Origin of the sequence: Pseudomonas sp. GM48, from assembly GCF_000282335.1 — a bacterium.
GTDB lineage: Bacteria > Pseudomonadota > Gammaproteobacteria > Pseudomonadales > Pseudomonadaceae > Aquipseudomonas.
The window spans coordinates 16,411-29,960 of the sequence record NZ_AKJM01000039.1 but is presented as its reverse complement, the minus strand read 5'-3'; the positions used below and the strand labels follow the sequence as shown (position 1 = coordinate 29,960).

Sequence of the window (13,550 nt, the reverse complement as noted above, 5' to 3'; positions counted from 1 at the left end):
CGCGCCAGAAGCAACTGCGTAGGATCAATGGCGTGATGTGAGGAGAAATCGGCCGTGATTGAGTTTGTGATGTATCTGGTCTTCGGTGCCGCCCTGGGCACACTTGGCGGTTTGTTTGGCATCGGCGGCGGTCTGATCGCTATTCCGCTGCTGGGCGTGTTGTTCGGGCTCGACCAGCAGATTGCCCAAGGCACAGCGCTGGTGATGGTGGTGCCAAATGTGATGCTGGCGTTGTGGCGTTATCAGCAGCGCAACCGGATTGAACTGCGACATGCGCTGCCGTTGGCAACGATGGGTTTCAGTTTTGCCTGGCTCGGCTCGATATGGGCCGTGGGCATTGATGCACAAACCATGCGTTCAGGCTTTGTCGGGTTCCTCATCGCGCTGTCGGCCCTTAACCTGGCACGAATGTTCTCCGCCAGCGCCCCGGCGGCGTCGCAGATGAATTATCCGTGGCCATGGCTGGGCGTACTCGGTGCGGCGTCCGGCACCATGGGCGGCGTGTTTGGCGTCGGCGGAGCCGTGGTGGCGACGCCGGTGCTGACCAGCGTGTTCGGGACCAGCCAAGTGGTGGCGCAAGGACTGTCCCTGGCCTTGGCGTTGCCAAGCACCGGCGTGACGTTGGTGACTTATGCCGTGCACCATCAGGTGGACTGGTTGATCGGCGTGCCCTTGGCGATAGGCGGGCTGCTCAGCATCAGTTGGGGCGTGAAGATTGCCCATGCAATTCCGGAGCGGCTGCTGCGTGGGCTGTTCTGCGGCTATCTGGTGGCGTGTGCAGTGACGCTCGCCTTCAAAGTTTGAAGCCTTCGATGATGTGTTCGGCCAGGCACTCGGTGATCGGTGACGGGTTATGCAGATTGCGCACGAGCATGATGCTGGCCTCGGGCAGAAGCGGCAAATCCTCGGCCTCACCGAGGATGCGCATGTCCGCGGTGATCAGGCTTTCAAGCTGCGCCGTGACGGCCAGGCCGGCGCTGACCACGGCCATGATCGCCGACAGGCTGTCGCTGTTGTACGCCACCCGGTAATCGCGCCCCTGGGCATCCAGGGCATTGCAGGCCCACAGGCGGCAGAAGCAATCACTGTTGAACATCGCCAGCGGCAGCGGCGTCTGCTCGTGGGCGCTGTAGCATTGCGCCTCGGCCCAGACGAAACGCTCCTTGCGCAACAACTGGCCGATTTCGCTGCCCGGTTCGCGAGTCACGATGGACAGGTCCAGATCCTGGCGCATCAGCAATTGTTTTGATGATTCGCAGTGCACTTCAATCTGGATCAGCGGGTAGGACTGGGCAAAGCGGCGTAAAATCCCCGGGAGGAATCGCATCACATAATCGTCCGGCGTGCCGATGCGCACCGTGCCGACCATGTCGGGCTCACGCAGCGTATTGAAGACCTCGCTATGCAGCTTGAGGATCCGCCGCGCATAGCCAAGCAACACCTGGCCTTCGGCCGTCAGCCGCACCTGCCGTCCGTCGCGCTGGAACAACTGGCGTTGCAGCACATCTTCTTCCAGTCGCTTCATCTGCATGCTGACGGCTGACTGGGTGCGGTTGACCATTTCGCCAGCGCGGGTAAAGCCGCCCTGGTCGGCGATGGCGACGAAGGTGCGCAGTACTTCGGTATCGATGCTCGGGTAGGCTGACATCCATCAATCTCCGAGATATGTGACATCAGAAACATTCGTTGGATTGATCTTAGACCCGGCGCGAGACTGGAGCCATCCAAACGGAGGGCAACAAGATGAAAGGTCAACACGAGTTCCATGGTGCAGAAAAACACTCGATTCACGTGATTTCCGATCTGCTGCACAAGGTCGGCCGCTGGTACGAACTGCATCGCGAGCGCGAACTGCTGGCGAGCTTGAGCGACGAAGCACTCAAGGACATCGGCATGAGCCGTGCGGATGTGGAGAACGAGTCGATCAAACCGTTCTGGAATGACCCGATGCATAAATGATGAATGCCACGCTACACAAACCCCTTACCGGTGAGGTAGGTTGCGAGCAGACAAGGAGGCATCCATGCCCGCAACATTGTCCTTTACCCTCAAACAGGCTCGGCGTCTGGCGCTGGCCGCCCAAGGGTTCAACGGGCGGCAGCCGCCAGCGGCGATCAAGGCTGTTGCGCTCAATCGCCTGATCGAACGGCTGGGCATCTTGCAGATCGATTCGGTCAATGCACTGGTGCGTTCGCACTACCTTCCGCTGTTTTCCCGTCTTGGCAATTACTCCTCCGATTTGCTCGACCAGGCTGCCTGGAGTCTGGGCCGGCGCCGTACGTTGTTCGAGTATTGGGGCCATGAAGCCTCGTTGTTGCCTCTTTCGATGTATCCATTGATGCGTTGGCGCATGCAGCGTGCAAGCCGCGGCGAAGACATTTATCAGCAATTGGCGCGTTTTGGGCGGGAACAACAGGACACCATTCGCCGGGTGCTGGCGTCGGTCGAGGAGCAGGGCGCGTTGGGCGCCGGGAGCCTGTCGACCCGTCAGGAACGGGCCGGTCCCTGGTGGGACTGGAGCGCGGAAAAGCATGCGCTGGAATGGTTGTTCGCCGCCGGGGAAGTGACAGTGGCCGGACGGCGGGGGTTCGAACGGCTCTATGACCTGCCGGAACGGGTGATCCCTGCTGCGATTCTGCAACAACCCCTGCTCAGTGAGGCTGAGGCCCAGCGCGGCCTGTTGCTGCATGCCGCGACAGCCTTGGGCGTGGGCACTGAGAAAGACTTGCGGGATTATTTTCGCCTGAACCCGGCGGACAGTCGTTTGCGATTGGCGGAGTTGCTCGAGGCGGGTGAGTTGAGTGCCTGTGAAGTACAGGGGTGGCGGCAGCCGGCTTACTGCCTGCCCGAGCCCAAGGTACCGCACAAAGTTGTATCCAGCGCATTGCTCTCACCGTTCGATTCGCTGATCTGGGAGCGCAGCCGCACCGAGCGCCTGTTCGACTTTCGCTACCGCCTAGAGATTTATACGCCGCAGGACAAGCGGGTCTACGGCTATTACGTCCTGCCGTTTTTGCACAACGCACGGATTGCCGCGCGGGTCGACCTGCGCGCCGAACGGGCGACGGGGCGGCTGGCGGTGCATGCGGTGCATGAGGAAGAGCCGGGGCTGGATGACGAGGGAATGCTGGCGTTGGCGGTCAATCTGCGGCAGATGGCGGATTGGCTGGGGTTGGCGCAGGTTCAGTTGAATTGCCCGCGGGCGAGTGCGGCGCGGTTGCGGGGGGCATTGGCACAGATTGAGGGTGACTGAACCGGCCCCTTCGCGAGCAAGCCCGCTCCCACACTTGATTTGTGAACGACACAGAACCAATGTGGGAGCGGGCTTGCTCGCGAAGGCGTCCTGTCAGGCAGCCAACAACTAGCGCCGAACCTGCTTCAGTGTTTCCGCAATCAAGAACGCCAGTTCCAGCGACTGATCGGCATTCATCCGCGGATCGCAATGGGTGTGGTAGCGATCCGACAAGCCGTCCTCGGTAATCGGCCGCGCACCACCAATGCACTCGGTAACGTTCTGCCCGGTCATTTCGATGTGGATACCACCGGCATAACTGCCTTCGGCCTGGTGCACCTGGAAGAACTGCTTCACCTCGCCAAGGATCTGCGCAAAGTCGCGGGTCTTGTAGCCGCTGCTCGCCTTGATCGTGTTGCCGTGCATCGGGTCGGAACTCCACAGCACCTGCTTGCCTTCACGCTGGACGGCACGGATCAGCTGCGGCAAATGATCGCCGACCTTGTTCGCGCCCATCCGCGCGATCAGGTTCAGGCGGCCCGGGTCGTTGTCCGGGTTGAGCACGTCGATCAGGCGAATCAGGTCGTCGGGGTTCATGCTCGGGCCGACCTTGACCCCGATCGGGTTGTTCACCCCACGCAGGAATTCGACGTGGGCGCCATCGAGCTGGCGGGTGCGGTCGCCGATCCACAGCATGTGCGCCGAGCAATCGTAGTAATCGTTGGTCAGGCTGTCGCGACGCACGAAGGCCTCTTCGTAGTTCAGCAGCAGCGCTTCGTGGGCGGTGAAGAAACTGGTTTCGCGCAACTGCGGCGAACTGTCCATGCCACAGGCGCGCATGAACGCCAGGGTTTCATCGATGCGATCGGCCAGGTGGCTGTATTTTTCCGCCAGTGCCGAGTTGGCGATGAAATCCAGGTTCCACTTGTGCACCTGATGCAGATCGGCAAATCCGCCCTGGGCGAACGCGCGTAACAGGTTCAGGGTGGCGGTGGACTGATGATAGGACTGCAACAGGCGTTCGGGGTCCGGCACGCGGCTTTTTTCGTCGAAACCGATGCCATTGACGATGTCGCCACGGTAGGCGGGCAACGTCACGCCATCGATGGTTTCGTCGTTGGCCGAACGCGGCTTGGCGAACTGCCCGGCCATGCGCCCGACCTTGACCACCGGGCAGCCGGCGGCAAAAGTCATCACGATCGCCATCTGTAACAACACCTTGAAGGTGTCGCGGATTTTCGCCGCGGAGAATTCGGCGAAGCTTTCGGCGCAGTCGCCACCCTGCAACAGAAACGCGCGGCCCTGGGTCACCTCGGCAAACTGGCGGCGCAACTCCCGGGCTTCACCGGCAAACACCAGAGGTGGATAGCTGGCCAGGGTCTGCTCGACCTGCTGCAAATGTGCGGCATCAGGGTATTGGGGTTGTTGCTGGATCGGCAGGGCGCGCCAGCTGTCAGGGCTCCAGGGTTGGCTCATCACGGTCTCTAGTGTTTTCGCTCGGACGTCCATGTTATCAGCAAATTAGTGCGTGACCTGTTCCCGTCGCTTCGCCGACAATCTCGTCTTTGCCGCTCTCTACACGCGGTGTTATTGCGTTGCCGGCCCCGGTGACGATCAGGAGATGAAATGACTGAGGAGCGCGTCGAGCATCTGCTCGCCGAGGTACAGGACGAGTTCGGCGTGATTCGTGTGCTGGAAGTGGCCGATTACCGTTTTCTCGAGTTCGGTGACGCCATCGAGCAAAGCTGCGTGTTCACCGCCGATCCGAGCTGGCTCGAGTACGACTACACCCGGGCGATGCTGATCGGTGCGTTGTGCCACGATCAACCGGAAAGTGCGCTGTTTCTCGGCCTCGGCGCCGGTACGCTGACTCAGGCCTGTCTCAAGTTCCTGCCGCTGGAAGATGTCGAAGCCATTGAACTGCGCCCGGACGTACCGCGCCTGGCCATCGAGTACCTGGGACTGGATGACGACCCGCGTCTGTACATCCGCGTTGGCGATGCGCTGGAGCTGCTCGACACCGCCGAATCGGCGGACTTGATTTTCGTCGACCTTTACACCGACGTCGGTCCGGGTGTCGGTCATCTGGCCTGGAGCTTTCTGGAAAACTGCCAGAAACGCCTGAATTCCGGTGGCTGGCTGGTCATCAATCAGTGGGCTACCGACGATGGAAAACCCCTGGGCGCGGCATTGTTGCGCGGTTTGTATCACCGACATTATTGGGAGCTGCCGGTGAAGGAGGGCAACGTGATTCTGATTGTGCCGTCGGAGCTGGATCAGGAACTGGACATGGACGGCTTGATCGCCCGTGCCGAAGCGCTGGCGCCGCGCCTGGGGTATTCGTTGCAGTCGTTGATCAAGTGCATTCGCCCAGCTACTTGAGTTGTTTCTGATGGCCCCTTCGCGAGCAAGCCCGCTCCCACAGGGATTTGCGCAAAACCTGTGGGAGCAGGCTTGCTCGCGAAGGGGCCATCAAATCCCTTTGAAGACTCCAGGCCGCCGCTCAACCATCGATCGCACGCCTTCCTTGACGTCCTCGCTAGCCATCAACTTCTTGACTAGCAGAGGCAACGCCTGTGCCGCTGCGGTTTCCCCTTCATACCGGGCCTGTCGCGCAGACATCAGCGTCGCCTGGACCCCAAGCGGTGCCTGGCGGGCGATTCGCTCGGCCAGTTCAATTGCCCGGGGCAGCAAATCCTCGCTGGCCATGACTTCCTGCACCAATCCCAGGTGCAAGGCGTCATGGGCGTCGAATTCATCACCGGTCAGCAACCAGCGCATGGCGTTACCCCAGCCTGAGACTTGATGCAGGCGCAGGGTGGCACCGCCGAACGGGAAGAGCCCGCGTTGCACTTCCATCTGTGCGAACCGGGTGTTGCTGGCACACAGGTTGATGTCGGCGGCCAGCATCAGTTCGATGCCGATGGTCAGGCAATACCCTTGGGCGGCGACGATCACCGGTTTGCTGACCCTGGGACCTGCGAACACTCCCCACGGATCGCAGCCGCCGGGCGGAACCTGCCAGCCATCTGCCATTGTGGCGCTGGCATTGACCAGATCGAGCCCGGCGGTAAAGTGTTCGCCATGAGCGAATACCACCGCCACCCGAGCTTCACTGTCGGCTTCGAACTCGCCATAGGCCAGGCTCAACGCGTTGAGCAGGTCGAGATCGAAGGCGTTGCGTTTGGCCACCCGATCCAGACCGATCAGGAACACATGACCATGCCGTTCGCGGCTGACTCGACTGGAGCAGGGCTGATTCATGGAGCGATCCTCGGGGGTAGGAAAGGCGTGCCAGACAGGCGGTCGGCACGGCAAAGGGTGAACCGTTTTAGCGCCGTCACCCGCAAGGCCGGGCCTTTGAAAAATAGACGGCTGATGGATTATTCGCAAAGCCTGTGACACAACGGCGTATCCAGTGGATTTGCGATAAAAAAAACTCCCTTTTTGGGCGAATTCCGGTATAGTGCGCGCCGGCCTTTAACCGGGCCGCGTTTAGGTAGCGCAATTCCCCGAAGCCAGCTTCGGCTGCACGTCCGCCCAGCGGACTCTTCCTTGACGATTCTTTTCATTCATTCGTTTTCGCAAATCCCCGCCGACAAAGCTGCCAGGGCGACTCTTGAGTCTCAACACGGCATGTGCAGCTTTGGAGCATGGGTCTTTGCGGATGCACTTAGAGGCAGACCCATGACCCAGGAAATCGGCGGCTTCGCCGCTCTTGAACTTCATCCAAATATTGTCGCTGCAGTAGTCGCTACCGGCTATGAAGAGCCTTCGGCCATTCAGCAGCAGTCGATCCCGATCATTCTCGCCGGTCACGATATGATTGGTCAGGCGCAAACCGGTACCGGTAAAACCGCTGCCTTTGCTCTGCCAATTCTGCACCGCATTGATCCGTCCAAGCGCGAGCCGCAAGCTCTGATCCTGGCCCCAACTCGTGAGTTGGCGCTACAAGTTGCAACCGCTTTCGAAACCTACGCCAAGCAAATGCCGGGCGTGACTGTTGTGGCTGTCTACGGCGGCGCGCCGATGGGCCCACAACTGAAAGCAATCCGTAATGGCGCACAAATTGTTGTCGCCACTCCGGGCCGTCTGTGCGACCACCTGCGTCGCGACGAAAAAGTATTGGCGACTGTGAACCACCTGGTTCTCGACGAAGCCGACGAAATGCTCAAGCTGGGCTTCATGGACGACCTGGAAGTTATCTTCAAGGCCATGCCGGAAACCCGTCAGACCGTACTGTTCTCGGCTACTTTGCCTCAATCGATCCGTGCCATCGCCGAACGCCACCTGCGCGATCCGAAGCACGTGAAGATTCAGAGCAAGACCCAGACCGTTACCGCGATCGAGCAGGCTCACCTGCTGGTTCACGCTGACCAGAAGACTTCGGCCGTTCTCAGCTTGCTGGAAGTGGAAGATTTCGATGCCCTGATCATGTTCGTGCGCACCAAGCAAGCGACCCTGGATCTGGCCAGTGCCCTGGAAGCCAAAGGCTACAAAGCCGCTGCACTGAACGGTGACATCGCCCAGAACCAGCGCGAGCGCGTGATCGACTCCCTCAAGGATGGCCGTCTGGACATCGTTGTGGCGACCGACGTTGCCGCTCGTGGTCTGGACGTTCCGCGCATCACTCACGTGTTCAACGTTGACATGCCGTACGATCCAGAGTCCTACGTTCACCGTATCGGCCGTACCGGCCGTGCCGGTCGCGAAGGTCGTGCACTGCTGCTGGTGACTCCGCGCGAGCGCCGCATGCTGCAAGTGATCGAGCGTGTAACCGGTCAAAAGGTTGCTGAAGTTCGCCTGCCAGACGCTCAAGCTGTTCTGGATGCGCGCATCAAGAAACTGACCAACAGCCTGTCGCCACTGGTTGCTGAGGCCGAATCGACTCACGGTGATCTGCTGGATCGCCTGACTGCCGACATCGGTTGCAGCCCGCGTGCCCTGGCCGCAGCCCTGCTGCGCAAGGCTACCAACGGTCAAGCGCTGAACCTGGCCGCTATCGAGAAAGAACGTCCACTGGTGCCGAACAATGCACCGCGTGGCGATCGTCCTGAGCGTTCCGGTGATCGTCCTGAGCGTGGTGACCGCGAGCGTCGTGCTCCGATGCCACTGGGCGAAGGCCGTGCCCGTTGCCGTACCGCGCTGGGTGCGCGTGACGGTATCGCCGCCAAGAACCTGCTGGGCGCCATCCTCAACGAAGGTGGTCTGGCGCGTGAAGCCATCGGTCGCATCCAGGTGCGTGACAGCTTCAGCCTCGTTGAGCTGCCGGAAGATGGTCTTGAGAAGTTGCTGACCAAGCTGAAGGACACTCGCGTTGCCGGTAAGCAGTTGAAGCTGCGTCGCTACCGCGAAGATTGATCCGCTTTCGGGCTGATTGATCGAACATAAAAAATCCCCGACTGGTTCGGGGATTTTTTTTGCCTGCTGATTTGTGGTCGGCCATGGATTTGTGTCGCCGCCCTTCGCGAGCAAGCCCGCTCCCACAGACGACAGCTTTACTTCAGAAAGAATGCGATCAAATGTGGGAGCGGGCTTGCTCGCGAAGGCCGCGACGCGGTCTGTCTGTCAGCCGAAGCGGTAAATATCCATGCCCAGCGCCCCCATGGTGAACCCTTGGTGAGCAACGCTGAACTGCCCCCCGGCAGCGCGGGCAAAGTACAACGGCAACAAGTGCTCATCACTCGGATGATTGCGTACAGCGTTTGGCGCCTGTGCGCGATAGTCGTGCAGCGCGGCCTCGTCGTTCGCTGCGAGTTTCTCGATCATCCAGTCGCGGAACGCCTGGGCCCAAGGCTCAACGCTCTCGGGGCCGGCATGCCAGTCCAGTTCCCGCAGGTTGTGAGTGATGCTGCCGGAGCCGATCAGCAGCACGCCGTGCTCGCGCAGGCTGGCCAGCGCGTGGCCAACGCGGGTCTGCAGAGCGGGGCCGCCACGGGTGGGCAGTGAAACCTGAACAATCGGGATGTCGGCTCGAGGGTACATCAACGATAAAGGCACCCAGACGCCATGGTCGAAAGGCCGATTGCTGTCGATACGCGCAGGCAAGCCAGCGGTTTTCAATAACCCGGCAACCTCTGTGGCGAGTCGTGGATTGCCGGGTGCCGGGTACTCGACCTCGAAAAGGGCCTTGGGGAAGCCGCCGAAGTCATGCCAGGTTTCCGGTTGTGGGTTGCCGCTGACCAACAGCTCATTGCTTTCCCAGTGCGCAGAAACAATCACGATGGCCTTGGGTCTGGAGATCTCGGCAGCCAGGCGAGCGAGTGCCGGCCCGCTGGCGCCGGGCTCCAGGGCGAGCATCGGGGAGCCATGGGATATGTACAGGCTGGGGAACATGAATGAGCTCCTGAGAGTTAAGATGCAACATCTTCAGTCAGATCATTAATCTAAATCTAATATAAGTTTTAGGGTGTTTTGATCGAATTTTCGGGGTTAATTATGCAGCCTGAGTTTTGGCACAAGAAATGGGCGGCGAATCAGATCGGCTTTCACCTGCCGCAGGTGAACCCTCATCTGAAGCGGTTCTGGCCAGCGTTAAGCCTTGAAGAAGGGGCACGCGTGTTGGTGCCGTTATGTGGAAAAAGCCTGGATTTGCTTTGGCTCGCCCATCAAGGCCATGAGGTCCTGGGAGTCGAACTGTCGGAAAAAGCCGTCGAGGAGTTTTTCAGCGAGCATGGCTTTGATCCGGCCGTCAGTGAGCAGGGGCCTTTCAAGGTCTATCGGGCAGGTTCCATTGAGCTGTGGTGCGGCGATTTCTTCGAGCTGACGGCAGGCGACGTTGCTGACTGCTCTGCGCTCTATGATCGCGCCGCGCTGATTGCATTGCCACCGAAGATGCGTGAGCAATATGCCGCGCACCTGAATCGCATATTGCCGAAAGAGTGTCGCGGATTATTGATCACTTTGGACTATGACCAGGCACAAATGGACGGACCGCCGTTTGCCGTACTCGATGATGAGGTGCAGCGATTGTTGGGTGGGTCGTGGTCGTTGAAGGTTCTGGAGGATCAGGACGTACTGAGTGAAAGCGGGAAGTTCCTGGACGCGGGTGTGACGCGACTTGAGGAGCGGGTGTATCGGGTTTCCAGTCGATAATATCTAGTCGTTAGCACCGGCCCCTTCGCGAGCAAGCCCGCTCCCACATTTGACCGCGATCCCCTGTGGGAGCGGGCTTGCCCGCGAAGAGGCCCTGAAACACACCGAAGTATTCAAGCAGACAAAAAAGGCCCGCATCGCTGCGGGCCTTTTCATTTGCGGTGGAGCCTCTTAGCCGCGGCGACGAGCCAGGGCGTCGATACGCTCTTCCAGCGGCGGGTGGCTCATGAACATGCGGGCAAACCCTTGCTTGATGCCACCGTTGATGCCGAAGGCGTTCAGGGTGTCGGGCATGTGCACCGGCAGCCCCTGTTCCGCCCGCAGGCGTTGCAGGGCGCCAATCATCGCGGCGGTGCCGGCCAGGTTTGCACCTGCTTCATCGGCGCGGAATTCCCGCTTGCGCGAGAACCACATGACGATGGCGCTGGCCAGGATGCCCAGAACCAGTTCGGCGAAGATGGTCGCTACGTAGTAGGCAATGCCCTGGCCTTCTTCGTTCTTGAAGATCACTTTGTCGACGAAATTGCCGATGATCCGTGCGAAGAACATCACGAAGGTGTTCACCACGCCCTGGATCAATGCCAGGGTAACCATGTCGCCGTTGGCTACGTGGCCGATTTCGTGGGCCAGAACGGCTTTCACTTCATCCGGCGAGAAGCGCTCGAGCAAACCCTGGCTGACCGCGACCAGCGCGTCGTTCTTGTTCCAGCCGGTGGCGAAGGCATTCGCCTCGTAGGCCGGGAAGATACCGACTTCGGGCATCTTGATCCCGGCTTCGCGGGACAGTTGCTCGACGGTTTGCAGCAGCCATTGCTCGTGACGGGTGCGTGGCTGGGTGATGATCTGGGTGCTGGTGCTCATCTTCGCCATCCACTTGGAGATGAACAGCGAGAACAGCGAACCGGCGAAACCAAAGACCGCACAGAAAATCAGCAGCTGATTGAGGTTGAGATCAACCCCGTTGGCCGCCATGAACCCGTTGAAGCCGAAAAGGCTCAGGGTGATGCTGGCAATCAGCACGACCGCCAGGTTAGTGGCCAAGAACAGCAGGATGCGCATCATGGTTGTAGAAATCTCCTCATGCTAAATATGTAGCGTACTGCGGGGTATATAAGGTGCTGCACCGGGGTATTCAACCGGGTGACTATTTCAAACTGTGTCCTACGGCAACAGTCTAGCTGCTTGCAGGGCATTTCCGACGCGAGTGCGGGAAGTGTTTGTCAGTCAAATAACGTCGAGTGCCCCAGCCTTTGTTAGGCGCAAGCAGGCAAGGTGTTATCCGGCAGGAAGCGAAGTAGCTGCCATCGGCGGAGCGCATACGTGTGTTGCTGAATGAATCACCGTGCGACGTACGGGAGCGTCGCACGGTGACTGGCCGCTTACTGGCGGTAGGACTTGAGGAAGTTGCCGATGCGTCCAATGGCCATGTCCAGGTCATCGACACGGGGCAGGGTCACGACGCGGAAGTGGTCTGGCCATGGCCAGTTGAATGCGGTGCCTTGAACCACCAGCAGCTTCTCGGAGAGCAGCAGGTCGAGAACGAACTTTTCGTCGTTATGGATCGGGCAGACCTTGGGGTCGATCCGCGGGAATGCATACAGCGCCCCCATCGGCTTGACGCAGCTTACGCCCGGAATGTCGTTGAGCAACTCCCAGGTGCGGTTGCGTTGTTCGAGCAAGCGGCCCGGCGGCAGCACCAGGTCATTGATGCTCTGATAGCCACCCAGGGCAGTCTGGATCGCGTGCTGGCTCGGCACGTTGGCACACAGGCGCATGTTCGCCAGCATGTCGATGCCTTCGATGTAGCTCTGGGCGTGGTGTTTCGGGCCGGAAATGGCAATCCAGCCGGAACGGAAGCCGGCCACGCGATAGGACTTGGACAGACCGTTGAAGGTCAGGCACAGCAGGTCCGGCGCCAGGGAGGCGGTGCAGATGTGCACGGCATCGTCGTAGAGGATCTTGTCGTAGATCTCGTCGGAGAACACCACCAGATTGTGCTGGCGGGCCAGTTCCAGCATGCCCAGCAACACTTCCTTGGAGTACACCGCGCCGGTCGGGTTGTTCGGGTTGATGATCACCAGGGCCTTGGTGTTCGGGGTGATCTTGGCCTTGATGTCAGCCAGGTCTGGCCACCAATTGGCTTGCTCGTCGCACAGGTAATGCACCGGATTGCCGCCGGACAGGCTCACGGCTGCAGTCCACAATGGATAGTCAGGCGCAGGCACCAGCACTTCGTCGCCATTGTTGAGCAGGGCCTGCATCGACATCACGATCAGTTCGGAAACGCCGTTGCCCAGGTAGATGTCTTCAATGCCGACGCCTTCTACCTGCTTTTGCTGGTAATACTGCATCACGGCCTTGCGCGCACTAAACAGGCCCTTGGAGTCGCTATAACCCTGGGCGGTCGGCAGGTTGCGGATCACGTCCTGGAGAATTTCATCCGGCGCTTCGAAACCAAAAGGCGCCGGGTTGCCGATGTTCAGCTTGAGGATGCGATGGCCTTCCTCTTCCAGGCGTTTGGCGTGCTTGAGCACCGGGCCGCGAATGTCGTAGCAGACGTTGGCGAGCTTGTTCGATTTGCTGACCTGCATGGCGATGTGTTCCCGAAAATGAACGATCCAGACGGCGTTTGGACAACCGTGCTGGGAATCCTGCGTATTCACACAGGCCTGACGCCTTGAGATGCAGCACCCATATTTCCGTTTGAATGCGCGTGGTCTGGCTGCCAGACTGGCGTTTGACGAGGCGCAATCATACGTGCCGCCCGATCCGTGGAAAAGGTACAGATCGGGCTTTTTCAGCCGCTGAGGTGTGATGATGGAAAAGTTGGAAAAAACCCTGGAAGAATGGAAGGCGATGCTCGATCCAGAGCAGTACAACGTGTGCCGCCTCAAAGGCACCGAACGTCCGTTTTCCGGCAAATACAACGCCACCAAAACCGACGGTGTCTACCACTGCATCTGCTGTAACGAACCGCTGTTCGACTCCACGACCAAATTCGATTCCGGCTGCGGCTGGCCGAGTTTCTATGCGCCAATCGGCGAAAGCGCCATGACCGAAATCCGTGATGTCAGCCACGGCATGATCCGCACCGAAGTGGTCTGCGCCAAATGCGACGCGCACCTTGGCCACGTGTTCCCGGATGGCCCACCGCCGACCGGTCTGCGTTATTGCATCAATTCGGTGTGCCTGGACCTGGTGCCCCGCGAGTAATGCGAGCCCT

13 protein-coding genes are annotated in these 13,550 nt (G+C 59.9%); 7 read left to right on the top strand and 6 right to left on the bottom strand.

All coding sequences use genetic code 11. From position 1 onward, the window contains the following. Positions 1-69 precede the first annotated feature (69 nt). A complete protein-coding gene (locus tag PMI28_RS22905; protein WP_081501388.1) occupies positions 70-804 on the top strand; it encodes a sulfite exporter TauE/SafE family protein in 735 nt (244 codons plus the stop codon). On the opposite strand, the gene PMI28_RS22910 is transcribed toward PMI28_RS22905, so the two are convergent. After that, the gene (locus PMI28_RS22910) at positions 794-1,648 is read right to left on the bottom strand and encodes a LysR substrate-binding domain-containing protein (protein WP_007983518.1); all 855 of its coding nucleotides are present in this window, start codon (positions 1,646-1,648) and stop codon (positions 794-796) included. The two genes, PMI28_RS22905 and PMI28_RS22910, sit on opposite strands and share 11 nt — an antisense overlap. A gap of 95 nt (positions 1,649-1,743) precedes the next feature. Between PMI28_RS22910 and PMI28_RS22915 the strand changes: the two genes are divergently transcribed. Together PMI28_RS22915 and PMI28_RS22920 are read left to right on the top strand one after the other, a co-directional pair. After that, positions 1,744-1,959 (top strand): DUF1127 domain-containing protein, encoded by a 216-nt coding sequence (locus tag PMI28_RS22915; RefSeq protein WP_007983517.1) that lies wholly within the window; start codon positions 1,744-1,746, stop codon positions 1,957-1,959. A gap of 64 nt (positions 1,960-2,023) precedes the next feature. Further along, positions 2,024-3,253: a winged helix-turn-helix domain-containing protein gene (locus tag PMI28_RS22920; protein ID WP_007983515.1), complete on the top strand. Its 1,230-nt coding sequence runs from the start codon at positions 2,024-2,026 to the stop codon at positions 3,251-3,253. Positions 3,254-3,361: 108 nt separating this feature from the next. On the opposite strand, the gene PMI28_RS22925 is transcribed toward PMI28_RS22920, so the two are convergent. Beyond that, complete coding sequence (locus tag PMI28_RS22925) at positions 3,362-4,708, bottom strand: class II 3-deoxy-7-phosphoheptulonate synthase (RefSeq protein WP_007983513.1); 1,347 nt, start codon at positions 4,706-4,708, stop codon at positions 3,362-3,364. Positions 4,709-4,858: 150 nt separating this feature from the next. Between PMI28_RS22925 and PMI28_RS22930 the strand changes: the two genes are divergently transcribed. Beyond that, on the top strand, positions 4,859-5,614 hold the full coding sequence (locus PMI28_RS22930; RefSeq protein ID WP_007983510.1) for a spermidine synthase: 756 nt from the start codon (positions 4,859-4,861) through the stop codon (positions 5,612-5,614). Positions 5,615-5,704: 90 nt separating this feature from the next. Here the strand turns inward: PMI28_RS22930 and PMI28_RS22935 are convergent, their stop codons facing one another. Continuing rightward, positions 5,705-6,496 (bottom strand): crotonase/enoyl-CoA hydratase family protein, encoded by a 792-nt coding sequence (locus PMI28_RS22935; RefSeq protein WP_007983509.1) that lies wholly within the window; start codon positions 6,494-6,496, stop codon positions 5,705-5,707. A 423-nt stretch (positions 6,497-6,919) separates the two neighbouring features. On the opposite strand from PMI28_RS22935, the gene PMI28_RS22940 reads away from it, so the two are divergent. Next, the gene (locus PMI28_RS22940) at positions 6,920-8,593 is read left to right on the top strand and encodes a DEAD/DEAH box helicase (protein ID WP_007973525.1); all 1,674 of its coding nucleotides are present in this window, start codon (positions 6,920-6,922) and stop codon (positions 8,591-8,593) included. Positions 8,594-8,800: 207 nt separating this feature from the next. On the opposite strand, the gene PMI28_RS22945 is transcribed toward PMI28_RS22940, so the two are convergent. Beyond that, positions 8,801-9,568: a DODA-type extradiol aromatic ring-opening family dioxygenase gene (locus PMI28_RS22945; protein ID WP_007983506.1), complete on the bottom strand. Its 768-nt coding sequence runs from the start codon at positions 9,566-9,568 to the stop codon at positions 8,801-8,803. Positions 9,569-9,670: 102 nt separating this feature from the next. Between PMI28_RS22945 and PMI28_RS22950 the strand changes: the two genes are divergently transcribed. Further along, positions 9,671-10,327 carry a thiopurine S-methyltransferase gene (locus tag PMI28_RS22950; protein WP_033063125.1) on the top strand — a complete coding sequence of 219 codons (657 nt, stop codon included), beginning with the start codon at positions 9,671-9,673 and terminating at the stop codon, positions 10,325-10,327. Positions 10,328-10,498: 171 nt separating this feature from the next. Here the strand turns inward: PMI28_RS22950 and htpX are convergent, their stop codons facing one another. Both htpX and PMI28_RS22960 read right to left on the bottom strand, forming a co-directional pair. Continuing rightward, complete coding sequence (htpX, locus tag PMI28_RS22955; protein WP_007973520.1) at positions 10,499-11,389, bottom strand: protease HtpX; 891 nt, start codon at positions 11,387-11,389, stop codon at positions 10,499-10,501. 317 nt (positions 11,390-11,706) lie between these two features. Next, the gene (locus PMI28_RS22960; protein ID WP_007983502.1) at positions 11,707-12,918 is read right to left on the bottom strand and encodes a pyridoxal phosphate-dependent aminotransferase; all 1,212 of its coding nucleotides are present in this window, start codon (positions 12,916-12,918) and stop codon (positions 11,707-11,709) included. Between the two features lie 226 nt (positions 12,919-13,144). Between PMI28_RS22960 and msrB the strand changes: the two genes are divergently transcribed. Beyond that, positions 13,145-13,540: a peptide-methionine (R)-S-oxide reductase MsrB gene (msrB, locus tag PMI28_RS22965; protein WP_007983501.1), complete on the top strand. Its 396-nt coding sequence runs from the start codon at positions 13,145-13,147 to the stop codon at positions 13,538-13,540. Positions 13,541-13,550 lie beyond the last annotated feature (10 nt).

What these genes read in the sequence shown, in the direction of transcription:
- PMI28_RS22950 (WP_033063125.1), top strand. Translation starts at nt 9,671, where the DNA reads ATGCAGCCTGAGTTTTGGCACAAGAAATGGGCGGCGAATCAGATCGGC.
- PMI28_RS22935 (WP_007983509.1), bottom strand. Translation starts at nt 6,496, where the DNA reads ATGAATCAGCCCTGCTCCAGTCGAGTCAGCCGCGAACGGCATGGTCAT.
- PMI28_RS22910 (WP_007983518.1), bottom strand. Translation starts at nt 1,648, where the DNA reads ATGTCAGCCTACCCGAGCATCGATACCGAAGTACTGCGCACCTTCGTC.
- PMI28_RS22960 (WP_007983502.1), bottom strand. Translation starts at nt 12,918, where the DNA reads ATGCAGGTCAGCAAATCGAACAAGCTCGCCAACGTCTGCTACGACATT.
- htpX (WP_007973520.1), bottom strand. Translation starts at nt 11,389, where the DNA reads ATGATGCGCATCCTGCTGTTCTTGGCCACTAACCTGGCGGTCGTGCTG.
- PMI28_RS22915 (WP_007983517.1), top strand. Translation starts at nt 1,744, where the DNA reads ATGAAAGGTCAACACGAGTTCCATGGTGCAGAAAAACACTCGATTCAC.
- PMI28_RS22945 (WP_007983506.1), bottom strand. Translation starts at nt 9,568, where the DNA reads ATGTTCCCCAGCCTGTACATATCCCATGGCTCCCCGATGCTCGCCCTG.
- PMI28_RS22940 (WP_007973525.1), top strand. Translation starts at nt 6,920, where the DNA reads ATGACCCAGGAAATCGGCGGCTTCGCCGCTCTTGAACTTCATCCAAAT.
- msrB (WP_007983501.1), top strand. Translation starts at nt 13,145, where the DNA reads ATGGAAAAGTTGGAAAAAACCCTGGAAGAATGGAAGGCGATGCTCGAT.
- PMI28_RS22920 (WP_007983515.1), top strand. Translation starts at nt 2,024, where the DNA reads ATGCCCGCAACATTGTCCTTTACCCTCAAACAGGCTCGGCGTCTGGCG.
- PMI28_RS22925 (WP_007983513.1), bottom strand. Translation starts at nt 4,708, where the DNA reads ATGAGCCAACCCTGGAGCCCTGACAGCTGGCGCGCCCTGCCGATCCAG.
- PMI28_RS22905 (WP_081501388.1), top strand. Translation starts at nt 70, where the DNA reads ATGTATCTGGTCTTCGGTGCCGCCCTGGGCACACTTGGCGGTTTGTTT.
- PMI28_RS22930 (WP_007983510.1), top strand. Translation starts at nt 4,859, where the DNA reads ATGACTGAGGAGCGCGTCGAGCATCTGCTCGCCGAGGTACAGGACGAG.